Here is a 21,396-nt window from a genome sequence, read left to right as displayed (position 1 = left end):
GCGGTATGGCGGTGGACCTGGACTGTGAGGACCTGGCCTCTGAGGAACTGATCGCCTCACTGAGAGAGGTCGAGCTCCCGACGCTCGGTCACTTCCTCGAAGACGGATTCTGCACACCGCGTATGGCGCCGATCAACGAAGGGCCGCAGATGGTCGGCCCGGCCAGAACCCTCGATCTGCGCGAACCCGATGCGCTCGCCGTCAACCGGGCACTGCACACACTGAGGCCTGGTGACGTCCTCGTCATCCGGGTTGCCAGCGGTCTCCATGCTCCTGTCGGGGCAGTCACCGCCGCGGCCGCGATCGCCCAGGGTGCCGCAGGCATCGTAGTCGACGGCCCCGTCACCGACGCCGACGCGCTGCGCCGTGTGCAGGACCGACTCCCGGTCTTCGCCACCGGACTGATCGCGCGGACGACGAAACGCACCGGCCGCCTCGGCGATGATGTCCTTGACTGCGAGGTCGAGATCGACGGCGTCACAGTCCGCCCCGGTGATCTGGTTCTCGGTGACCGGCAGGGAGTGCTTGTACTGCCACCGACGGGCCCGGGGAATGAGGTCCTGCAGGCGGCGCTGGCCTCCGACTGGGGCGAACCAGCACTTCTCGCGCGAATTGCCGCGGGGGAGGACCTGCGGGAGCTACTGCCGGGGTGACCGGGGAACGGTCAGATCTCAGACTCCCTGAGCGACCGCCTCGGCGATGGGGGTGTCACCGTCGTGGAAGTTCAGCGTCTTACCGAAGCTCGCGGGCTCGGCAATGGCTGCGGCGATGACATGTGCGACGTTGTCGCGAGACGTCGAGGGCACGTCCAGGTCGCGGGTCTCGCCGGCGCTGTCCACGGTGATCTTCTGTGTCGCAAGTTCGAGGGTCAGAACTGAGGGGCCGAGGACCGTCCAGTCGAGGTCGGTCTTCGTGCGCAGATGTTCGTCGGCCTGTGACTTCGCGTTGTAGTAGGCGTACATTCCGTCGCCCTTCTCGACGCCGGGAACTTCGCCGTCGACGAGCCGGGAATTGAAGTATGAGACCATCACGAAGCGGCGGATACCCGACTTCTGGGCTGCATCCATCACGCGGATGGCGGCATCGCGATCCATCGCCCATGTGTGGTCCTCACCCGATCCGCCAGCACCGGCGGACCAGACAACTGCGTCACTGCCGGCCAGCACCTCGGCGATGGCATCGGTGTCGAGGTTTTCGACATCGGCGACGACAGGCGTCGCGTTCGCCGCCTCGATTTCGGAGGACTGCTCCTCCTTGCGGATGGCCGAGCGGACCGTGTGCCCGGCATTGTTGAGCAGCGGTGCCGCCAGCATCGCAACTTTTCCGTGGCCGCCGATGATCGTGATAGTCGACATGTCTGCCTCTCAAATGGTGGAGTGCGTTCTATTGGTTCCCTGGTGTAAGTCCGGATGTCGGCTCAGTATTCCGAATGCGGTGGTATATTTACTGGTATGATTTCGGCGAAAAATGGACACGAGATTCTTGACGCAGTTGGGCACGAATTTCAGACTGCCCTGATCGATTCGGTCGATCAAGCCCGCATTGACCTGGGTGACTTCCAGGATTTCAGACCCGCCTGGTTTCCGACATTCACGCAGCGATTCATCAGCAGCTTCATCCACGAGCGAGTGTGGGCAGAACTCGTTCGTCGAATCGACGCGTCCCCGGAGTCAACGATCATTGACGACGAGCCGGTACGTGAGATCGGATGGATGAACTCATTCAAACTTCGCGTGAAGCGCCACCGGGCGGGGGACGTCATCGCTGCATTCCCCACCGAAGGGGCGAAACGTTGGTATGAGCCGACTCTTCCTCTCGATGGGCTTGAGGTGACGCATCTGGCTGTCGGGTACAAGTGGATGGATGGGCGAATCGGTCCTGCCGTCATCTCCTATCGAGAGTCACTTGATAGTCGAGCCCTGTGGGCCGTCACACTCGAGCGCGAAGTTGAGCGCCCGGCGACGATCCGGGTGGAAGACGTCTACGAGACTTCTATGCCTGAACTTGATCTCAGTGGCCTCGTCGACAGCGACGAAGAAACCGGAACTGACGAACTGTGAAAGGCGAAGTCATAGAGACACTGATGCGCGCACGAGGCCTGACTCAGGCTGATCTCGCGTTGGCGATCGGTGCTGCTCAGGCCACTGTTTCCCGATATATTTCGGGGGCCAGGACGCCTGAGGACTCTGAAATCCGCAGGATTGCCGACGAGCTTGGTGTCACCCCGGCGTTCCTCGTCAAGGAATTTCGCATGCGTGCCGCCATCGGAGTGTCAGCGCATATGCGCCGCCAGTCGTCGACCAAGGTGTCGATGTGGAAGTCTGCCGAAGCGAAACTGAACGAGCTCCGGATGCATATGTCGATGCTCACCGAACGCGCGCCTTTGCAGACGGCAACCCATGTGCCGACCTTCGATTATCAGTTCACAAAACCGGCGGAGGCTGCTCGTCGAGTTCGTACAGCTTGGCGCGTGCCACTTGGGCCAGTGAGGTCTGTGGTGGACCTGATGGAGACAGCGGGAACGATTGTCTGTGAACTCGACCTGGGCACTCATCGAATCGATGGTCTTTCGCAGTGGGTCTCCGACTATCCGCTGGTCATCGTCAACTCCTGGTCCTCGCCTTCGCGGAAGCGCCTGACGTTGGCTCATGAGCTGGGGCATCTTGTCATGCACGCAGACGGATATGTCGATGACGAGATGATCGACGTTGAAGCCCAGGCCAATGAGTTCGCAGCCGAGTTCCTGATGCCGGAGGCGGAGATCCGTCACCAGCTGAAGACGCTGAAGCTGCCCAATCTCTTGGCTCTCAAGCTCGAGTGGGGAGTCTCTATGCAGGCCATCTTCGAGAGGGCATTTCGCCTTGGTCTGGCGAGCGGAACCGATCGGCAGAATTTCTACCGGCAGATCAGCCGCAAAGGGTGGCGCACAGAAGAGCCAGAGGAAGACCGTGTCCCAGTGGAGTCGCCGAGGCTGGTGTCAGGTCTCGTCGCTCAGTTCAGATCGGCGGGTTTGACCAACGACGACTTCGCAGACTTGACCGGTTACGCGAGGGATGCGGTGCCTGACGTGTTCCTGCCTCAATCGGGTCGCCACTTGAGCTCGGTCTGAGTTTCACCGGGTCACAGGTGTCGGCAGGCATTACCGCGTCGCGGCGAAGTCGGCGATCCGATCGCAGGCCGTCTCAATGGTCTCCGGGGCGACGGAGAACGTCAGTCGCAGGTAGCCCTCACCCTGAGCCCCGAATGCCGAGCCGGGAATCGTTGCCAACCCGTGGTTCTCCAGAAGAGCGGTGGCCGCCTCCCACGAGGTCAGTCCCCAGTCCTTGATGTTGGCAAAGGCATAGAACGTGGCCTCGGGGCGCAGCATGCTGATGCCGTCGATGCCCGCAATGCGCTCGGTGATGAGGTCGCGGCGCTGCGCATAGGACTGCACCATCATGTCGACGTCGGTCTGCGGGCCCTCGATCGCTGCGAGTGCCGCTTCCTGCACGAACCCGGGAAGGCTCGAGGTGATTCCCTCCTGGAGGAAGGCCATCGGCGCGATGAGATCGACCGACCCGATGACGAATCCACAGCGCCACCCGGTCATCGCGTAGGTCTTCGAGAAGCTGTTGACAACGAGGAACCGATCGAAGCCAGGGCGCACCTCGGCGATGGAGGTGAACTGGGCATCGTCGAAGGTGATCTGGTCATAGACCTCGTCGGAGATGACCGTGAAGCCGAACTCCTCGGCCAGATCCGCGATCGTCTCCAATTCGGCCCGGTCCATGACCGAGCCCAAGGGGTTCGACGGGCTGTTGATGATGATCGCCGCGGTCTTGTCGGTGATGGCCGATCGAACGTCCTCGGCGCGGAATTTGAAGTCGTTGTCCTCCGTGACCGGCACTGGAACCGCCACCCCGCCGAGGCGGTGGATCTGTCCCACATAGTTCGGGAAGCTGGGATCGGGGATGATGACCTCTTCACCAGGGGAGACGGTGACGTCGAGGGCGAAAGTCAGCGCCTCCATCGCACCGAAGGAGACCATGACATTGTTGGCCGTGACCTCGCGATTCCACCGGCCGGCGTACTTCGCTGCGATCGCCGTGCGCAGCGGTGGGATGCCGGCGTTGGCCACGTACCGAGTCTGATTGTTCTCGATCCCGCGGATGCCGGCGGCCTTGATGTGCGCGGGAGTATTGAAGTCCGGCTCGCCGACCGTCAGCTTCACGGCCTCTGGGTAGTCCAAGGCTAGGTTGAACATCTTGCGGATGTTCGAGGCTGGGTAGGTCTGGGCCATCGGGGCGATGCGGCGGTACTCATGTGTCATTGATTCCTCGTACTTCTGTGTGGAGCCACGTTGGTTGGGCCGGGTCTATTCGTGGAGCCCGGCCAGGCGGGAGCCGAACTGGGCGAGGAGGCTCGTCTTCTTCGCCCCGGTGATGCGTTCCCATTCGTCGGCGATGTTGAAGATCTTGTACATCGAGCGGATGCCCAGCCAGCGGATGGGCTCGGGCTCCCACTGACCGGAGAAATGATCGTTCCAGGGCAGTCCGGTCAGCGGCGTGGCGGCTCCCGAGGCCCGGTCGAGCAGGGTCTTCGCCGCCAGATGCGTGGCCGTCACCCCATGACCGGCATAGCCGCGGGCTACACCGATGCGCTGGTCGGTATCGAAGAAGATGCCGGCGCACCAGTCCCGAGTCACGCCCAAGGCGCCGCGCCACGCATGGGCGACCTCGAGCTCAAGGTCGGGGAAGAGCGAGGACAGGCGCGCACTCAACGCATCGACCACCTCGGCGGGGACTTGGCCGTCACCCGGCAGACCGGATCCGAACTCGTAGGGTGCACCGCGACCGCCCAGCGCGATCCGATCATCGTCAGTACGCTGAGCGTAGATGAAGGTGTGCGCTGTGTCGCCCAGGCATTCCCGCCCGTCCCAGCCGATCTCCTCCCACGCTTCAGCCGGCAGCGGGTTGGTCGCGATCATCGACGAGAACACGGGAATGACCTGACGTCCTTCCAGCCCGGGCAGGTCGCCAGTGACGGTGTCCGAGTAGCCCTCGATGCAGACGAAGATCGTGTCCCCGGTGACCGGGCCGCAATTCGTTGCGACCACACCCTTGCCGATGTGACCCGCCGAGGTGTCCTCGCAGATCGTGACGCCCTGATTCTTGAGGACTGCTGCCAAGCCACGCGTGAGGAGTGCGGGGTCAATGCGGGCGGTGCCGGGGAAGAATACGCTGCCGTGAGCGTTGTCGACGTTGATGTGTGCCTTGGTCGCCTCGGCGTCGAGGAACTGCATGTCCTCGGGTCCGTAGCCGTACTGTTTGTCACCCTCGTAAAGTTCGCGCAGTCGGGTCATTCCGGCCTCGGACTGGGCGATGTCGATATGGCCGCCGCGGACCTGATGGGCGTCGATGCCCTCGCTTTTGAGAACCTCGAGGACCTCGTCGATGGAGTCGAAGAGTGCAGACTGGAATGACCTCACGGACTCCACCCCGCTCAGTCCGGCAGAGCCGACCGGGCCGTTTGGGTCGGTGTCGTTGGCACGGTCGACCGCCTCGGCGTACTTGGCCCTGTTGCCGGGCATCAGTGTGGAGAGCCAGCCGCCGTTGCGACCTGAGGCACCGTAGCCGATGTGCTTTGCCTCGACGATGGTGATCTGCCAGTCGGGGTGAGTCTGCCTGGCGTAGTAGGCCGACCACAGGCCGGTCATGCCGCCGCCGACGATGATGAGGTCCTGTTTTGCGGTGGGAAGTGGGGAGGGAGAGGTGGTCTCGGGCGGTGACTGGGTCAGCCAATGGGAGGCCTCGCCGTTGAGGTAGGACATGGAATCAGTTCTATCCCACCGCTGGAGCTAAGTAAATGGTTGCGGGGTGGCGTATTGCCATATGGAATCCGTGCGGCCCTGGGATGGTTTCATAAATCACGGAGCGCGATCGATCCGGCTGCTGGATACACTGATTCCATGAGCGCAATGGAGCCGATCAGCACCCACGACTATTCTCTCGACCACGGGCCCATCGAGGACTGGCAGCGGGCGGATGCGACTGCCTCGGCGACGGGAAGAAATACGGCCCCGGACGCAACTACCGCGTTCGCAGAGCTGGGCACGATTGCCGGAGCCGAATACGGGCTGTGGGAGATGGGCGCCGGGGCGATGCGCGACGTCGAAGGTGAGGAAGTCTTCCTCGTCATCAGCGGCACCGGCCGGATCGAGTTCGACGAACCCGCATTGGCTCCGGTTGAATTGGGACCGGGGTCGCTGGTCCGGCTTGAGGACGGGATGAAGACCCGCTGGTGTGTCGACGAGGCACCGCTGCGGAAGTTGTTCATCGCTCCGAGCGAGGGCTGAGCCGAAGCCCAGAACACCGTGCCGCGGGCTTGTCGGTACTAGTACTCGATCTTCAAGCTCCGCAGACGCCGGTAAAGAGTCGTTCGGCTCATTCCCAGCGCTCGGGCGGCCTGGTTCTTGTTGCCTTCCGCAGCTGCCATGGCTTCGACGATCGCCGCGCGTTCGGCCCGATCCAATCCGAAGAGAGGCTGATTCTGATCGCGTCGATAGATTTCGGGCAGGTCGGATAGGGTGATCTGCCCGCTGGCTCGCTCGGCCAACACCTGCATGAGGACTTTTCGGAGCTGCACTAAATTGCCGGGCCAATGTGCTCGGGCCAGTCCCTGTGATGCGGTTGCAGAGAATGTGAAGCGTTTCTTGCTGGCAATCTTCTGCGCCATCGCCTCGATGAGGATCGGAAACTCGGCTACTCGTTCTCTCAACGGGGGGAGCTCCACGTATTGATCTGCCATTGACAGAACCGAGCGAAGACGCCCGTCTGCCTCTTGAGCGTGAGAATCCGCGGTGATGACGATTCGGGCACTGGAAGCATCGTCGCTGACCAGCTGGCGGAGAAAACTGAGCTGTGCCGTCGGCAGAAGATCGATATTGTCGATGATGAGTGCTCCGGTGGTGGCGCCCACTGCCTTCTGCAGACGTTTGGACCACACCTGAGCGCCAGCAGTCTGTAAGTCAACGCAATCGATGAGGGTGGGCTCGAGAGGGCGGGATGCCTCGCGGGCCGCGCTGGTTCTGCCGGTGCCCGGCTCTCCGACTACCGCGACTGAGCCCGAACGCCCCTGCACCGCTTTCAAACGGCCTCCCCACACCTCTCCGGCCATATTCGCGCGTGGGCGACCGCGAGGAATCGTCGCCTTCTTCTGCCACAGAGGGTGCAGCGTGAGAATTTCTCCGCCGGATCGAATGTAACGGATATCCACTGCGACGAGGCGGTCGGAGGCGACTGCGATGGAAGCCTGGGACGAGCGTGCGAGGCGTGCCTCGGCAATCGTGCTCCGGAGCACGCCATAGTCGATGTGTTCGAGAAGCCCCTCGGCCTTCTGATTGCTCATCACGGTCTCATCGCCGATGGCACAGACCGCCTGATCTGTGCCTCGGGAAGCCTGGAGGAATTCGGACATCAGAGAGTACTCGTCGTGATACGTGTTCTGCAGGAGCTGCTGCTCGATCTGATGCACCATCGTTCGGCCGAAACCCTCGAGCAGAGAAGTAGTCGATTCGGTCGGAGCGGTGACATTGAGCGCGCCTTCGAGCCTCTTGCTGCCGGGGTGGATGATGGGGATGCCGAAGCAGGAGAAATCGCGAAATGCTTCGACGAAGTGTTCGTCGCCGTCGACGGTGATTCCGCGACCTGTCTCCAGTGCGGTTCCGATGCCGTTGAAGCCGAGCTTCTCTTCGCTGAGGTCTGCGCCGGCAATCAGCCCGCGTTGTTCGACCTGCGCCCCGATCCGGGACTGTGCTCCGCCGACCGTCTGCACGAGAAGGCCCGAACGATCTGCCACCAGCAGAGACAGATCCAACCCGGCGAGCTCATCGCCGACAGCGCTCAAGGTGGCGCCTGCGGCGCGAAGCAGCGCGGTTTTCGCAGGGAAGAGGTTCGTCGTGTCTGTGAGGTTCTCCGGAAGAGAGTCGTGGGTGACACCACACAGCTGCGAGCGCTTCCATGCAAAGTCCACTTCGCTTCTGCGCGATGTAACTTGCGGCACGTGACCTCCAAGGGCATAAGACTTCTTCATCTCGTCGTGCTTTTGAAACCTATCTCACAAGAGTGTCCGGCACAAGCAGTCCGATGATAGGTCCGAAATGGACTGGCGCAGCTGAGCAGGCGGACGTATGCAGAGTGTTTCATATGTGGACGCTTGTTCATATCGGTTCGACCCTAGCCTGGACAAGAGCCATCGCACCGTTGCAGCTCGCAGTGGTCGATGGTCCACATCAGAAACCGAGAAGGGAAATTCCGATGAAAGCATCATTGGCCACCGAGGTGGGCGGCAAATTCACTACCCACGATATACAGATCGACGACCCCCGAGGGCGCGAAGTGCTCGTCGACGTCAAAGCCTCAGGGCTGTGCCACTCTGACCTCCACCTCATCGACCACGACTACGGAATGCCACTGCCAGCTGTCGGCGGTCACGAGATCTCCGGAGTGGTCAGATCTGTCGCATCCGGGGTGACGAGCATGAAAGTCGGTGACCACGTCGTCGCCTGCCTGATCCCATTCTGCGGTGCCTGTGCCGAGTGCCTGGCTGGCCACAGCACCTTGTGTCTGAACCCTGCCGCCGTCTCTCGTGGGGAAGATGAGAGTCCCCGGATCTCCTTCGCCGATGGGTCTGCGATCGCTCAGTCGGTCAACGTCGGCGGCTTTGCCGAACAGGTGCTTGTGCATGAGAATCAGCTGGCCGTTGTCAATAACGAGATTCCATTCCCCCAGGCCGCACTTCTCGGATGCTCGGTGGTCACGGGTGCCGGTGCTGCGATCAATACCGCTCACATCCGACCCGGCGACACAGTAGCGGTGGTCGGGACCGGCGGAATCGGCCTCAACGCCATCAGCGGTGCCAGGCTCTGCGGTGCCAAGAACGTCATCGCAGTCGATATCGTCGACAGCAAACTTGAAGCGGCGAAGAAGTTCGGCGCCACCGATGTCATCAATTCGGCTGAGACGGATGCAGTGGCTGCCATCCAAGAGCTGACTGGGGGCGTCGACCATGCCTTCGAAGTCATCGGAATCAGTGCCACTCAGCGACAGGTGCAGGAGATGACTCGTCCGGGTGGAACTGCCTACCTCATCGGAATCGCCCCTCCCGGTGCCACCACCTCGTTCGACTCATCTCTGGCTGATCTGTTCGCGCAGAGGAGCCTGCAGGCCGTGCTGATGGGCTCGACCAACGTCAAACGAGATATAGCGCTGTACGCGGACATGTACGTCCAAGGTCGATTCGAACTCGATGGCCTGGTCACCCGCGAGATCTCTCTGAGCGAGATCAATGAAGGCTACGAGATGCTGAAGAAGGGCGAAGTCATCCGCTCCATCATCACCTCATTCTGAGGCGAATCGAGAGTGTTTTTCGGACGTTGCACGAACACAGACTGGCCAGCAGGGCCGGTCGGAGAGAGGTCATCATGAGTCCAACAATTGAGACCCGAACGACGGTCCAGTCACCCCAGATCAGCAAGTTCCTCAAGCAGCCTCAGAAGATGCTGATCAACGGCGAATGGTGTGACTCCGTTTCCGGGCAAACCTTCACCACCTATGATCCCGCCACCGGGGACGTCCTCGCTGAGGTTCCGCGAGGAGGACCGGAAGACATCGACCATGCGGTCAAAGCGGCCCGCACCGCCTTCGAGGAAACCTCTTGGGCTCGGCTGCGGCCCAATCTGCGCGAAGATCTGCTGTGGCGGATCTCCCAAGCGATCGTGGAACGAGTAGAAGATTTCGCGGAATTGGAATCCCTGGACAACGGCAAACCGATCGGCATCGCCCATGCCTTCGACGTGCGCGCCGCCGCAGACTGCTTCCGCTACTATGCAGGGTGGCCGTCGAAGATCCAAGGAGCAACGAACAACCCCTCCATGCTGTTGGCTCCGACCGAAGTCGAATTTCATTCCTATACTCGGCGTGAGCCTGTTGGGGTCTGCGGTCAGATCATTCCGTGGAACTTCCCGTTGCTCATGGCCGCGTGGAAGATCGCTCCCGCGCTCGCCACTGGTAACACTCTCGTCCTCAAGCCGGCAGAGCAGACACCGCTGACAGCTTTGCTCCTCGGCCAGATCATGGTTGAGGCCGGTGTCCCTGCTGGAGTCGTCAACATCGTCACCGGGTACGGGGACGCAGGAGCTGCACTGTCGGGTCACGAGGATGTAGACAAAATGGCATTCACCGGCTCGACCGAGGTCGGAAAGAAGATCGTCAACGCAGCTTCAGGCAATCTTAAGAAGGTGTCGCTCGAGCTCGGAGGCAAATCTCCGAACATTGTCTTCGAAGACGCGGACATCCCCAGCGCTGTGGGTGGGGTCCTACAAGGCTTCACGCTGAACTCGGGCCAGGCGTGTGAAGCCGGTACCCGAGTCTATGTGCACGAAAAGATCTATGACGAGTTCAACCAAGCCCTGGCCGAACAGGTGCGGACCTTGAAGGTAGGCCCGGGCAACGATCCCGAATCTGCGATCACTCCGCTGGTGTCGGAAGAACAGCTGAACAGGGTTGTCGGCTACCTCAATGCGGGTAAGGAAGAGGGAGCGCACGCGTTGGTGGGCGGCAATCGCCACGGCGATTCAGGCTACTTCGTGGAACCGACTGTCTTCACGGACACGACCGAAGACATGTCGATCGTGCGAGAAGAGATCTTCGGGCCGGTTGCTGTCTCAATTCCTTTCTCCGACGAGAGCGAAGTGATCAAGGCTGCCAACAAGAGCGAATACGGACTGGCGGCGGGACTGTGGACCACAGACCTCAGCCGGGCACATCGAGTCGCAAGCAGGTTGAATGCCGGCTCGGTGTGGGTCAATACCTACCATGCACTCGATAGTGCACTTCCGTTCGGCGGGTTCCACCAGTCGGGTTGGGGACGTGAGCTCGGGCCTGAGAGCATTGAGCTCTATACACAGGTGAAGTCTGTGACTATGGCGCTCTGATTCCGTGCAGCTCCAATGAGACAGGTCCGTTGTCAGGTTCCGCGGTTCACATCGGCACTGTCTTGCTGAGCGCACAATTCGACGCAGAGCCGCCATCGAAAATTCTTCGTTGGCGGCTCTGCGTATGTGATGTCTGCGCCGAAGAATCGGATCGTCAGAATGCAGAGAGCCTGAACCAAGGGACCAACCCTTTACACTCTGGTACGGTGCCGCACCCACACGTTCGGCTCGATGTAGACCGCGTTGCCGTGCTCGATATCGCAGAGCACAGGTGTCAGCGCCCCGGAAACCTCGACCGGTCCCGAGGTATCCATAGGCAGACCGGTCCAGTTCCGCCATTCCTCAAGAGTTCCGGCGATCACCATCGAGCGGTGCGCGATTCCCTCGATCGTCCCGCCGGCGCGAATATGGGTGCGCAGCCAGGGGTCGACGGGCAGCCCGTCCTCCCTCGTGCGATAAGCGTAGGAAGGCATCGGATCGTGGATGTCGTTCTTGCCATTGGGGCGGACCGGAACGACTACCTCGGCGAATCCCTGGTCCTTTGCATGCTGTCGTAACGCGTCGAGGATCCTGCCGGACAACCCCAGCCCTTGTTTGTCAGATCGTACGAAGATCTCGAGCGCGGCCAACATGTTCGGCACCTCACCTAGGACCTTCGTCTGGATTCCGCGTCGGATCGCCCCGTCCCATCCGTCTTCTGGCAGGCGCTCACCTTGGAAAAGCAAGGGGATCGCATGTGCCTTGCCCACGATCCCGTCCGCCGAGGTGTGGGCGATGACTAGGTGATCGGCGAACTGGGCGAGAATGTCCCGATGATAGTAGAGGTTGCCGAGAGGATCGTGCCGGATAAATTCCGGCCACGTATTCTCCAGGTTGAGGAGCTCGTCTTTGAGGTCCGGGCGCTGAGCCAAGGTGGAAACTGTGAGATTCATGGTCGCCAGTCTAGGCAGCCTTCCAAAAGCGTTCCTCGGCATCGACCTGTGGTTCCTGGTCGTTGGGCGAAGCGGATTGGCCCTGAACTGACTGTCCGGTCGCCGCTGACATTCGAGGTTACGGTGATCTATCGTGAGGGAAGAGACGAAGATCGGGCGGTGTGAGTACACCGCTCACCAGGACCGTCATCCCACCCGTTTGAAGGAGCCGACAATGAAGACCGCTCAACGCCTTGGCAATCTGGGCACCGAGACCTCGTTCCGGGTCGCCCAGGACGCCGCCGAATGGAAAGCCCGCGGCAATGAGGTCTATCCCTTCCACCTCGGCGATCTCAATTTCCCCATGGCGCCCCACATCGTCGAGGCGATGGACAAGGCGATCCGGGACGGCAAGACCGGCTACTGCCCCGGCCCCGGAATTCCGGAGCTGCGCGCGGCACTGGCTGACGATATCGGGAAACGACGTGGCGTGACGATCGACCCCGCCGAGGTGGTCGTCACGACCGGTGGCAAGCCGGTGATCACGAAATTCCTCCAGGTCGTCATGGACCCCGGCGACGGCGTCCTCTACCCCAGCCCCGGGTTCCCAATCTACGAATCCCAGATCGAGTACCTCGGCGGAAACGCGCTTCCCTACCGGTATGTGCCCACCGCCGACGGGTTCGCCATCGACCTCGACCACCTGCGGGCCTCCATCGATGACAAGACCGTAGCCATCATCTACAACGACCTGCAGAACCCGATCTCGGCGGAATCGACCGAGGCCGAACGCGAAGCAATTGCAGCGATCGCACAGGAGTTCGACCTCTGGGTCCTCTCTGACGAGGCCTATTTCGAGATGCGCTACAAGGGTCGGTCGAAGTCCATCGCCGCACTTGAGGGCATGCGTGAGCGCACCGTCATCCTCTACACATTCAGCAAGAAATTCGCGATGACCGGGTCACGGTTGGGCTGCGCGGTCGCCCCGCGTGAGATCGCCGAGGTGATGTCGACGTTGAACACCAACGACGAATCGTGCACCACCCATTACGTCCAGTGGGCAGGCATCGCCGCTCTGCAGGGACCGCAGGACGAAGTTGGTCGGATGCTCGAGGTGCTGCGCAAACGTCGCGACGCCACATGCTCGATCATCAACTCAATCCCAGGCATGAGCGTGGCCGTTCCCGGCTCGACGTTCTATGTATTCCCTGATGTCACCGAGGCGATGGAAGCCAAGGGGATCGCGACGTTGTCCGAGTTCTCCACCGAAGCCCTGCACAACACGGGAGTCTCCTTCTGCACCCGCGAGCACTTCGGCAGACGGCAGGACTGGGAAGACCGGAGTTACATCCGCCTCGCCTACTCGGGCATCGGCGAGAACGACATCACCGAGGGCCTGGGTAAGCTGCGCGACTGGCTGGCGCAGGGGTAAGGGCCGGAGCGAGGAGTCCTCGCTCCTGTCTCTGCTCGAGGCGCAACACCGCAGGCGCAACAGCCGGGCGCTGCAGCGGGTGCAGCAATGCCGGCGCTCCAGCGGGCGCATCAGCGCAGGCGCACGGCGTGTGTGCACGGGGTGTGCGCACGGCGCACGGCGTCCCGGGCCTTCCCGCAATCCGTCATAGTGGACTCGCGTGCGAAAAATCGCCTTGGGTCGAACGCGCGTCCACTATGACGGGGGTCTGCAGTCCACTATGACGGGGGTCTGCAGTCCACTATGACGGGGGTCTGCAGTACGCAGTGATATGGGCGAGGCCCGTCGTCGGCCGGGTTCTGCGAGATCTGCTCAGTCCGCGGGTTCCGGCTCAACTTCCCGGCCCTTGATGAACGGAGACTCCTCGGGCTCGGGGTGGCGCAGCCTTTGGACTCCGATGATGAGGAGACCCAGGGCAACAGCGCCGATCGCTGCCCATACGTTGGTGCGCAGGCCGAGGACGACGAAGCTGGGGTCGAGACGGATGGACTCCCACACGATGCGGCCGGCGCCGTACCAGACGAGATACATGCCGAAGAGGCGTCCCCACTGGAAGAACACGTGGCGTCCCAGCCACATCAGGACCAGCGCGCCCAGGCTGTTCCACACCACTTCGTAGAGGAACGTGGGGTGGAAGAGAGTGTCGACGGGCAGTCCTGGAGGGAAGGCCGAATTGTTCGGATCGATCTCCAGACCCCAGGGCAGAGTCGTCGGCTGACCGAAAAGCTCCTGGTTGAACCAGTTGCCGAATCGTCCGCAGGCCTGGGCGAGAATCAGCCCGGGGGCGATGGCATCGAGGAGCGTTGAGAGTCTGATGTTGAGCCGGCGACACATGATCAGCGCGCCCAGGGTGCCGCCGATCAGCGAACCGAAGATGGCGATTCCGCCCTCCCAGATCGCCCACACGGAACCGGGCTCGAAAGGGTTCCACGGATTGCGCCCAGGGCCGAAGTAGTCCGTGTAATGGGTGATGACGTGATAGATCCGTGCGCCGACGATGGCCATGGGGACGGCCAAGGTCGCAATGTCGAGGACCTCCCAATCGGGCACGCCGCGCTTGACCAGCCGGTGGTTGGTCAGCACGATGGCGATGACGATGCCGGCGAGGATGCACAGCGCGTAGAAGTGGATCGTCAGGGGGCCCAAGTGGAAGCTGGAGACGCTCGGACTCGGGATGGAGGCCAGAATGTCGTGGGGCAGCGTGGGCAGGTCATCGACCGCAAGGTTGGCAAGCACGATGCAAGTCTATTTCCTCGACCCCCTGAAGAGACATTCCATTGGCCGTGCACCGATTGAGAGGTGTCTGTGCCGTCGAGTGGGATGATTGCGTCTATGGCCCTCGACTTCACTCTCGTCCAACTCCGGTACTTCCAAGAAGTTGCCCGCAGGGAGAACATGACCGAGGCGGCCAAGCATCTCAACGTCACCCAGTCGGCGATCTCGACGGCCATGGCCCAGCTCGAGCGGACCCTGGGCATCGACCTGTTCATCCGCCAGAAGAATCGTTCCGTGGTGCTCTCACCCGCAGGCAGACGCTTCCTCTTCGAGGTCAATCCATTCCTCGAATCCTCCGACGCTCTGGGAGAGACCGCGCACGGACTGGCCCAGTCGCTGAGCGGCAATCTCACGGTCGGGGTCTTCTCGCCCATCGCCCCGACCCGACTGCCGCTCATCCACGCGGAGTTCGAGAAACGCTACCCCGACGTGAGAGTCAATTACTTCGAAGCCGACCTCCATGAACTGCACACCGCGGTCATCGCCGGGGAATGCGATATCGCACTGACCTACACGCTGGGACTGACCGAACGCTTCGATACCTACCTCATCGACGTCGTCCGGCCGCACGCCCTCGTCTCCCTGGAGCACCGCCTCGGCGGGGGAGCTGATGGGCCGCGACCCATCCATCTGAGCGAGCTGGCAGAGGAGAACTACATCCAGCTCGATCTTCCGTTCTCACGGCAGTACTACGACGAGCTCTTCCGCATCGCCGGGATCGCTCCGAACGTGCGACACAGCTTCGCCGGCTACGAGACCGTGCGATCCTTCGTCGCGATGGGGCACGGGTATTCGCTGCTGAGCCAGTCCGTGTCCTCGGGAACCTACATCGGATCGAAGACCGTCGACGTGCCGCTGCTCGATGACTTCCCCAGCATCGACCTCGCCATGATCTGGCCCAAAGACGTGCGCCTGAGCAGACGGGCCCGCGCATTCAGCGAACTGACGCGGGAGATCCTCGGTTCGAATGAGAGCGAAGAGCCACTCATAGATTGAATTGATCCCGGGCTTAGAAAGTATCTGTTGGACTGATGGCGTGGTCCAGGTAACAATTGTTCCCACACTTACGGATACGGCGAGGGAGAACTCATGGCCGCAACACAACCGGTGGCGACGACGTCACGGGAACCGACCGGCAAGACCACGAGCATGCAGAAAAAGGTGCTCGTCGGCGGCAGCATCGGCCAGTTCGTCGAGTTCTACGACTTCACGCTCTACGGCCTCTCGGCCGTCATCCTCTCCGAGTACTTCTTCCCCGACGGCGACCGGGTCACCGGCCTGCTCGTCATCTTCGCCACCTTCGGCGTCGCCTTCGTCATGCGGCCCCTGGGCGGACTGTTCTTCGGTGCCCTCGGCGACAAGGTGGGCAGGCGCAAGACTCTGACCGTCACGATCTTCCTCGTCGGCATCTGCACCGCGCTGATCGGCATTCTGCCGGGCTTCGACCAGATCGGCTGGTTCGCGCCCATCCTGCTCATCCTCGCCCGACTGGGCCAGGGCTTCTCCGCTGGCGGCGAATCGGTCGGCGGACCCTCCTTCGTCTACGAGCACGCACCGGTGGGCAAGCGCGGACTGTGGATCAACATCACCCTGGCCGCCACTGCTCTGCCCTCTGTCTTCGCCGGCGGCCTCATTCTGCTGCTCTCGACTGTGATGAGCGACGCGTCCTTCGACTCCTGGGGCTGGCGCATTCCCTTCCTCTTGGCTCTGCCGCTCTCGGCCGTCGGTCTCTGGATCCGCTCGCGCACCGACGAGTCCGATCTGTTCAAGAAGACCGCGGCCGAACGCCCCAAGGAGTTCAGCCCGATCCGCGACTCCTTCCGCGAGAACTCGGTGGGCATGCTTCAGGTCTTCTTCGTCCTCGGACTCACCGCCCTGGGCTTCTACATGCTCTCGGCCTACTTCGTCACCTACATCCAGACCACCGGCGACCTCACCCGCGAACAATCACTGCTGACGAATGCCATCGCCATGGCCAGTTACACGATCTTCCTTCCCATCGCCGGAGCCATCGGCGACAGAGTCGGACGCAAACCCATGCTCATCGCCGGCTCCATCCTCCTGGCCATCACATCGATCCCCGCATTCGGCCTGGTCACCAGCGGCAACATGGGCCTGGCGTTCCTCGGACAGACGATCTTCGTCATCTCCCTGTGCTGCTACGGCGGAGGCTGCTACACCTTCTTCTGTGAGCGCTTCTCCACGAAGACCCGTTTCACCTCGGCAGCGATCAGCTACAACATCTCCTACGCCATCCTCGGCGGAACCGCTCCGTTCGTCGGCACCTGGCTCGTCGACATCACCGGCGTCAACACCGCACCAGGGTTCTACATGACCATCTGCGCGGTGATCGTCCTCGTCCTCATCTTCGTCACCCGCCTCCCCGAGACCCGGGGCCGGCTGGGGTGACCGCCGGGCCACCTCGGCGATCCGAATCCCACTTCAGCACCAGACTCGCAAGAGAAAGAGACGCACCATGACCACAGCATCCCCCGGAACTTCGACCGCAGCCTCATCGTCTGCGGCAGCGTCCAGCGACGCTGCCTTCCTCACCGACTTCCACCACGTCGCCACATTCGGCGCCACCGACAACGACGGCGTCGACCGGCAGGCACTGACTCTCGAGGACAAGCAGAGCCGTGACTGGATGCGCGGCTGGGCCGAAGGCAACGGCTTCGAGGTTCGCGTGGATGCGATCGGCAACATGTTCGTCTGCCTCGAACTCGTCCCCGACGCCCCCTACGTCCTCATCGGTTCACACCTGGACTCCCAGCCTCTGGGCGGTCGCTTCGACGGTGCCTACGGAGTCATCGCAGCCCTCTTCGCAGCCCTGCGGGTCAAAGAGAACGTCGCCGAATCCGGGCAGAAGCCCCGATTCAATATCGCCGTGGTCAACTGGTTCAACGAGGAAGGCGGACGCTTCGCCCCGTCCATCATGGGCAGCTCCGTCTACGCCGGACTCTTCGACCTCGACGAGATGCTCGCCGTCCAAGACCTCGAAGGCACGTCAGTCGCCGAGGCGCTCGCCGCAATCGGCTACAACGGCACCGACGCCCCACCCGAGGCGATCTCCTACGCCGAGATCCACATCGAACAGGGCCGCATACTCGAGCGTGAGGCCACGAACATCGGCGTCGTCGAATCCAGCTGGTACACGCAGAAGCTCGACATCGACGTCCTCGGCGAACAGTCCCACACCGGCGCCACCGCCATGGCCGATCGCCACGACGCCCTCGTCGCAGGCGCAAAGATCGTCCTCGCCGTCGCCGACGTGGTCAACGAGTTCGCCGACGAAGCACTCATGTCCTCGGTCGGCCAGCACGTCGTCGAACCCAACTCACCCATCGTCGTCCCCCGCCGCGTGCACATGGTCGCCGACCTCCGGTCCTCCGATCCGGACATCGTCAAGGCCGCCCGGGATACCCTGCACCAGCAGATCGCGAGCATCGCCCTGGAGCATGACATCACGATTAAGGTTGAGGACTTCGACGTCCGCGGCAAGCTCTATTTCCCGGAGACCGGTGTCGAGCTGGCTGAGAAGGCCGTGGCCAATGAGGGGCTGTCGATCCGTCGCCTCGAGACCATGGCCGGCCACGACTCTGTGGCCATGAACCACAGGGTGCCCGCCGTGATGATGTTCGTGCCCAGCGTCGACGGCGTCTCCCACTGCGAACGCGAGTTCACTACGGACGAGGACATGATCCGCGGCCTCGGTGTCCTCACTAACGTCGCCACGGAGTTGGTCAACGGTGAACTCAGTGAGGACCGCGAGGGTGAAGTGTGGGTCGGGAAATCCGTCGCCGAGGCACGCGCATGACCAACACCGAAACCTGGGCACTTTCCGCGACCGAGGCACTGTCGAAGTTTCGGTCGAAGGACCTCTCCCCGGTCGAATACCTCACCTCCCAGATCGGACGGATCACGTCCGAGGACGAGCGCATCAATGCGGTCACGGAGGTCGTGGAGGAGGCGGTCACCTCGGCGAGGGAGGCCGAAGGCTTCTACGCACACGCATCGAATGATGAGCTCACCGAGGCGGCCGCCGCCCGGCCATTGCTCGGCCTGCCCGTGATCGCCAAGGAGAAGCACGCGATCGCCGGGCGGACGCTGACCCAGGGGCTCATCCACGAACGCGACACCGTGGCCGGAGCAGACGGGGCGATCATCGCCCGCATCCGCGCAGCCGGAGGGTTCGTCCATGCCCGAGCGACCTCGCCGGAACTCAGCTGCGCGACGGTCACCCATTCCCCGATGTGGGGCGTGACCCGCAAGCCGTGGAACCCTGAACTCTCACCCGGCGGGTCCTCGGGCGGCTCGGGCGCGGCGCTGGCGGCGGGCTTCGCGCCCCTGGCCACAGCCTCGGACATCGCCGGATCGACCCGGCTGCCCGCCGCGTTCACCGGCACCGTCGGATTCAAGGCACCCTATGGTCGGATTCCCGGCGTCCAGCCCTTGGCCGCCGACTGGTACCGAGGGGACGGACCGATGGCGCGCACCGTCGCCGACACCGCTCTGCTTGCCCGGGTGATGGTCGGCGTCGATCCCAGCGACCACGCCACCATCACCTCACCCGGTTTCCTCGACGGCTTCGATGCCACCTCCGCCGAGGTGGTCGAAGGGTTGAAGGGGAAGCGGATCGCTCTCTGCCTGCGCCTGGGTGACTTCCCCGTCGGTGAGGACATCATCGCCAATACCCGGGCGGTCGCCTCGGCGCTCGAGGCTGCGGGGGCAATTGTCGAAGAGGTCGAACTGCCGTGGACGGCGGAGCGGATCTTCGAAACCGCGTTCACGCACTTCGGCAATATCCTCGCCCCCGCGATGCGGGCCGCGACGCGCGGGCACGAGGACACGCTGGCCGACTACACGCTCCAGATCATGGCCGACGCCGAGGCGGTCGCCAGCCGTCATACGTTCTACGAAGGGCTGGCCGCTGAGGCGCAGATCCAGGCGGAACTTGCGACCGCAATGGAGAGATTCGATGTCCTCCTGGCCCCCACCTCGGCGGTGGCAGGACTCGAAGCCGATGCCAGCTACCTCGACGGGATCACGATCGACTCGAACGGTGTGGGCCGGGAAGAAGTCGGTGCTGGTAATGGCGCTGGCGGCGACGGCGGGGGAGTGCGGCTCGAGCACTATTGGCAGTCGCACATGACGATGCCCTTCAACATCTGCAACCGGGTGCCGATCGTCAACGTGCCCTCCGGCATGGCCGACTGCGGAATCCCGACGGGCCTACAGATCATCGCCCATCCCTTCGACGACCGCACGGCCTTCGACGTCGCCGCTGCAGTCGAGCAGCTGGTGCCGTGGACGGGGATCGCACCAGGGTGATTGCTTGCCACGGCTGAGCAGCATGTCGTCTGACACGTCGCTCAGCCTTCTGTCACGATGAGGAGCGTGGGCGAAACCAACGGAGCGCAAGGGGAGCAGGGTTCAATGCAGAGCCTCGAACAGACACTGGCTGCAGTCGAAGGAATCGGTCGAGACCTCAATGCCGTCACCTCGGTGATGGGCGATCGCGCACGCACCCTTGAGAAGAAGTCAGCGGAGCGTGCCGCTGCCGGTGAAGAAGCACGAGCTCTCGAGGGCATTCCCTTCGCGGTCAAGGACGTCATCGATGTGGCTGGATTCCCCACGACGATGGGGTCGAACGTCAGCAGTGGACCCGACCCGAGTGCATCGGCTCCGGTGGTGAGTCTCTTGGAGCGCGCCGGTGCGCTGCCGGTGGTGAAGACGAACTGTCAGGAGTACTCCTACGGCATCCTCGGTGATGAGAGTGCTTTCGGGCGAGTCATCAACCCGGTTGACCCCGCGCTGTGCACCGGTGGGTCAAGCTCGGGGTCGGCAGCTCTCGTTGCTGCCGGAGTGGTGCCGTTGGCGCTGGGAACTGACACCGCAGGTTCCGTGAGAGTGCCCGCCGCCTGTCAGGGCGTCATCGGGTTCAAACCGACCTTCGGCACAGTCTCGGCCGAAGGGGTCTTCCCACTATCGCCGTCCTTCGACACGGTGGGCCTGTTCGCACGAGACCTGCCGCTGCTCACCGCAGCCTTCAGGGTGATCTCTGGGAATGGGGCGGATGCAAGTCCTGCAGTCTCCTCACCTGCAGAGACGCCGAGGATCGACCTGAGCCTACTCAACGCGGCAGACGAATCGGCCGCGGGGGTACGAGCGTGGGCGAGCGAACATCTCAGTGGATCGGGGAAGGCAACGACCACCTCGGCGAACGTCGATTATCTGACGGAGCTCATTGAGCGGGGGATCGACTTCTATGACATTGTGCGCCGCTATGAAGCCTATGTTCTGCACAAGCAGTTCCTGGATGACCAGGGCGAGCAATACCAGCCAGGCGTCTGGGCGAAGATCCTATCGGGCCAGAACATCACCGAGGCCGAGTATCAGTCCAATGTGGCTTCCTTGGAAGAACTTCGGGCTACCGCCGAATCGTTCTTCGACGACGTTGACTTCATCATCACGCCTGCCATGGACGGTGAAGTGGCTGCGTGGGATGAGCTCGGACCGGAGTCTGCCGCGAAATTCATGCGCTACTCCTTGCCTTTCAACGTTCTCGGGTGGCCGGCAGTGACGTTGCCGATCGGAGCAACCGTGGGGGAGGCCCAGAGCCGCATGGCAGCTGGGGCCAACTCACCTGGGTCGGCCAAGCAGGCGAAACCCGAGTCGGTGCAGATCGTCGGCCCACCGCGCAGTGATGAGAAGCTGCTCGAATTCGTCTCTAGGCTCTGATCGGGTCTCGGCTACGCTGAAGACAA

The 21,396-nt window shown here is 62.5% G+C and carries 18 protein-coding genes; 12 read left to right on the top strand and 6 right to left on the bottom strand.

Going from position 1 to position 21,396, the window contains the following annotated elements:
• Positions 1-5 precede the first annotated feature (5 nt).
• Positions 6-653, top strand: a complete 648-nt coding sequence (locus tag BAUR9175_RS14620) for an RraA family protein (RefSeq protein ID WP_101584198.1) — start codon at positions 6-8, stop codon at positions 651-653.
• A gap of 18 nt (positions 654-671) precedes the next feature.
• Here BAUR9175_RS14620 and BAUR9175_RS14615 read toward each other — a convergent pair whose 3' ends face one another.
• A complete protein-coding gene (locus BAUR9175_RS14615) occupies positions 672-1,355 on the bottom strand; it encodes an NAD(P)H-binding protein (RefSeq protein ID WP_096145714.1) in 684 nt (227 codons plus the stop codon).
• A gap of 54 nt (positions 1,356-1,409) precedes the next feature.
• Here BAUR9175_RS14615 and BAUR9175_RS14610 point away from each other — a divergent pair, with 54 nt between their 5' ends.
• The gene (locus BAUR9175_RS14610) at positions 1,410-2,060 is read left to right on the top strand and encodes a hypothetical protein (protein ID WP_141322677.1); all 651 of its coding nucleotides are present in this window, start codon (positions 1,410-1,412) and stop codon (positions 2,058-2,060) included.
• Entirely contained in the window at positions 2,057-3,109 is a 1,053-nt protein-coding gene (locus tag BAUR9175_RS14605; RefSeq protein WP_101584196.1) for an XRE family transcriptional regulator, read from the top strand. The genes BAUR9175_RS14610 and BAUR9175_RS14605 overlap by 4 nt, the downstream gene beginning before the upstream one ends.
• A 30-nt stretch (positions 3,110-3,139) precedes the next feature.
• Here the strand turns inward: BAUR9175_RS14605 and BAUR9175_RS14600 are convergent, their stop codons facing one another.
• Both BAUR9175_RS14600 and BAUR9175_RS14595 read right to left on the bottom strand, forming a co-directional pair.
• Positions 3,140-4,309, bottom strand: coding sequence for a pyridoxal phosphate-dependent aminotransferase (locus BAUR9175_RS14600; protein ID WP_096163139.1), 1,170 nt, complete (start codon positions 4,307-4,309; stop codon positions 3,140-3,142).
• A 45-nt stretch (positions 4,310-4,354) separates the two neighbouring features.
• Positions 4,355-5,809, bottom strand: a complete 1,455-nt coding sequence (locus BAUR9175_RS14595; protein ID WP_101584194.1) for an NAD(P)/FAD-dependent oxidoreductase — start codon at positions 5,807-5,809, stop codon at positions 4,355-4,357.
• Positions 5,810-5,947: 138 nt separating this feature from the next.
• Between BAUR9175_RS14595 and BAUR9175_RS14590 the strand changes: the two genes are divergently transcribed.
• On the top strand, positions 5,948-6,334 hold the full coding sequence (locus tag BAUR9175_RS14590) for a cupin domain-containing protein (RefSeq protein WP_029417126.1): 387 nt from the start codon (positions 5,948-5,950) through the stop codon (positions 6,332-6,334).
• A 38-nt stretch (positions 6,335-6,372) separates the two neighbouring features.
• On the opposite strand, the gene BAUR9175_RS14585 is transcribed toward BAUR9175_RS14590, so the two are convergent.
• On the bottom strand, positions 6,373-8,010 hold the full coding sequence (locus tag BAUR9175_RS14585; RefSeq protein WP_009883505.1) for a sigma-54-dependent Fis family transcriptional regulator: 1,638 nt from the start codon (positions 8,008-8,010) through the stop codon (positions 6,373-6,375).
• A 284-nt stretch (positions 8,011-8,294) separates the two neighbouring features.
• Here BAUR9175_RS14585 and BAUR9175_RS14580 point away from each other — a divergent pair, with 284 nt between their 5' ends.
• Both BAUR9175_RS14580 and BAUR9175_RS14575 read left to right on the top strand, forming a co-directional pair.
• Positions 8,295-9,386, top strand: a complete 1,092-nt coding sequence (locus BAUR9175_RS14580) for a zinc-binding dehydrogenase (RefSeq protein WP_009883506.1) — start codon at positions 8,295-8,297, stop codon at positions 9,384-9,386.
• Positions 9,387-9,460: 74 nt separating this feature from the next.
• A complete protein-coding gene (locus BAUR9175_RS14575) occupies positions 9,461-10,972 on the top strand; it encodes an aldehyde dehydrogenase family protein (RefSeq protein ID WP_009883507.1) in 1,512 nt (503 codons plus the stop codon).
• A 191-nt stretch (positions 10,973-11,163) separates the two neighbouring features.
• Here the strand turns inward: BAUR9175_RS14575 and BAUR9175_RS14570 are convergent, their stop codons facing one another.
• Positions 11,164-11,904 (bottom strand): N-acetyltransferase, encoded by a 741-nt coding sequence (locus tag BAUR9175_RS14570; protein WP_029417128.1) that lies wholly within the window; start codon positions 11,902-11,904, stop codon positions 11,164-11,166.
• Between the two features lie 214 nt (positions 11,905-12,118).
• Here BAUR9175_RS14570 and BAUR9175_RS14565 point away from each other — a divergent pair, with 214 nt between their 5' ends.
• Positions 12,119-13,315: a pyridoxal phosphate-dependent aminotransferase gene (locus BAUR9175_RS14565; RefSeq protein WP_101584192.1), complete on the top strand. Its 1,197-nt coding sequence runs from the start codon at positions 12,119-12,121 to the stop codon at positions 13,313-13,315.
• A 351-nt stretch (positions 13,316-13,666) separates the two neighbouring features.
• Here BAUR9175_RS14565 and lgt read toward each other — a convergent pair whose 3' ends face one another.
• Complete coding sequence (lgt, locus tag BAUR9175_RS14560; RefSeq protein WP_009883510.1) at positions 13,667-14,590, bottom strand: prolipoprotein diacylglyceryl transferase; 924 nt, start codon at positions 14,588-14,590, stop codon at positions 13,667-13,669.
• 96 nt (positions 14,591-14,686) lie between these two features.
• Here lgt and BAUR9175_RS14555 point away from each other — a divergent pair, with 96 nt between their 5' ends.
• From BAUR9175_RS14555 to BAUR9175_RS14535, 5 genes are all read left to right on the top strand, one after another.
• Positions 14,687-15,625, top strand: a complete 939-nt coding sequence (locus tag BAUR9175_RS14555; protein WP_009883511.1) for a LysR family transcriptional regulator — start codon at positions 14,687-14,689, stop codon at positions 15,623-15,625.
• A 93-nt stretch (positions 15,626-15,718) separates the two neighbouring features.
• Positions 15,719-17,038: an MFS transporter gene (locus tag BAUR9175_RS14550; RefSeq protein WP_257944340.1), complete on the top strand. Its 1,320-nt coding sequence runs from the start codon at positions 15,719-15,721 to the stop codon at positions 17,036-17,038.
• Between the two features lie 67 nt (positions 17,039-17,105).
• Complete coding sequence (locus BAUR9175_RS14545; RefSeq protein ID WP_101584191.1) at positions 17,106-18,446, top strand: M20 family metallo-hydrolase; 1,341 nt, start codon at positions 17,106-17,108, stop codon at positions 18,444-18,446.
• Positions 18,443-19,960 carry an amidase gene (locus tag BAUR9175_RS14540; protein WP_101584188.1) on the top strand — a complete coding sequence of 506 codons (1,518 nt, stop codon included), beginning with the start codon at positions 18,443-18,445 and terminating at the stop codon, positions 19,958-19,960. The genes BAUR9175_RS14545 and BAUR9175_RS14540 overlap by 4 nt, the downstream gene beginning before the upstream one ends.
• Positions 19,961-20,026: 66 nt before the next feature.
• Positions 20,027-21,370 (top strand): amidase, encoded by a 1,344-nt coding sequence (locus BAUR9175_RS14535; protein WP_165771633.1) that lies wholly within the window; start codon positions 20,027-20,029, stop codon positions 21,368-21,370.
• Positions 21,371-21,396: the final 26 nt, after the last annotated feature.

The organism is Brevibacterium aurantiacum, from assembly GCF_900169065.1.
Taxonomy (GTDB): domain Bacteria; phylum Actinomycetota; class Actinomycetes; order Actinomycetales; family Brevibacteriaceae; genus Brevibacterium; species Brevibacterium aurantiacum.
Note: the sequence above shows the minus strand (reverse complement) of the source record. Positions and strands in the feature narration are given on the sequence as shown.

Coding starts and splice junctions, on each gene's coding strand:
- BAUR9175_RS14620 (WP_101584198.1), top strand. CDS start 6: ATGGCGGTGGACCTGGACTGTGAGGACCTGGCCTCTGAGGAACTGATC.
- BAUR9175_RS14615 (WP_096145714.1), bottom strand. CDS start 1,355: ATGTCGACTATCACGATCATCGGCGGCCACGGAAAAGTTGCGATGCTG.
- BAUR9175_RS14610 (WP_141322677.1), top strand. CDS start 1,410: ATGTCGGCTCAGTATTCCGAATGCGGTGGTATATTTACTGGTATGATT.
- BAUR9175_RS14600 (WP_096163139.1), bottom strand. CDS start 4,309: ATGACACATGAGTACCGCCGCATCGCCCCGATGGCCCAGACCTACCCA.
- BAUR9175_RS14595 (WP_101584194.1), bottom strand. CDS start 5,809: ATGTCCTACCTCAACGGCGAGGCCTCCCATTGGCTGACCCAGTCACCG.
- BAUR9175_RS14590 (WP_029417126.1), top strand. CDS start 5,948: ATGAGCGCAATGGAGCCGATCAGCACCCACGACTATTCTCTCGACCAC.
- BAUR9175_RS14580 (WP_009883506.1), top strand. CDS start 8,295: ATGAAAGCATCATTGGCCACCGAGGTGGGCGGCAAATTCACTACCCAC.
- BAUR9175_RS14575 (WP_009883507.1), top strand. CDS start 9,461: ATGAGTCCAACAATTGAGACCCGAACGACGGTCCAGTCACCCCAGATC.
- BAUR9175_RS14570 (WP_029417128.1), bottom strand. CDS start 11,904: ATGAATCTCACAGTTTCCACCTTGGCTCAGCGCCCGGACCTCAAAGAC.
- BAUR9175_RS14565 (WP_101584192.1), top strand. CDS start 12,119: ATGAAGACCGCTCAACGCCTTGGCAATCTGGGCACCGAGACCTCGTTC.
- BAUR9175_RS14555 (WP_009883511.1), top strand. CDS start 14,687: ATGGCCCTCGACTTCACTCTCGTCCAACTCCGGTACTTCCAAGAAGTT.
- BAUR9175_RS14550 (WP_257944340.1), top strand. CDS start 15,719: ATGGCCGCAACACAACCGGTGGCGACGACGTCACGGGAACCGACCGGC.
- BAUR9175_RS14545 (WP_101584191.1), top strand. CDS start 17,106: ATGACCACAGCATCCCCCGGAACTTCGACCGCAGCCTCATCGTCTGCG.
- BAUR9175_RS14540 (WP_101584188.1), top strand. CDS start 18,443: ATGACCAACACCGAAACCTGGGCACTTTCCGCGACCGAGGCACTGTCG.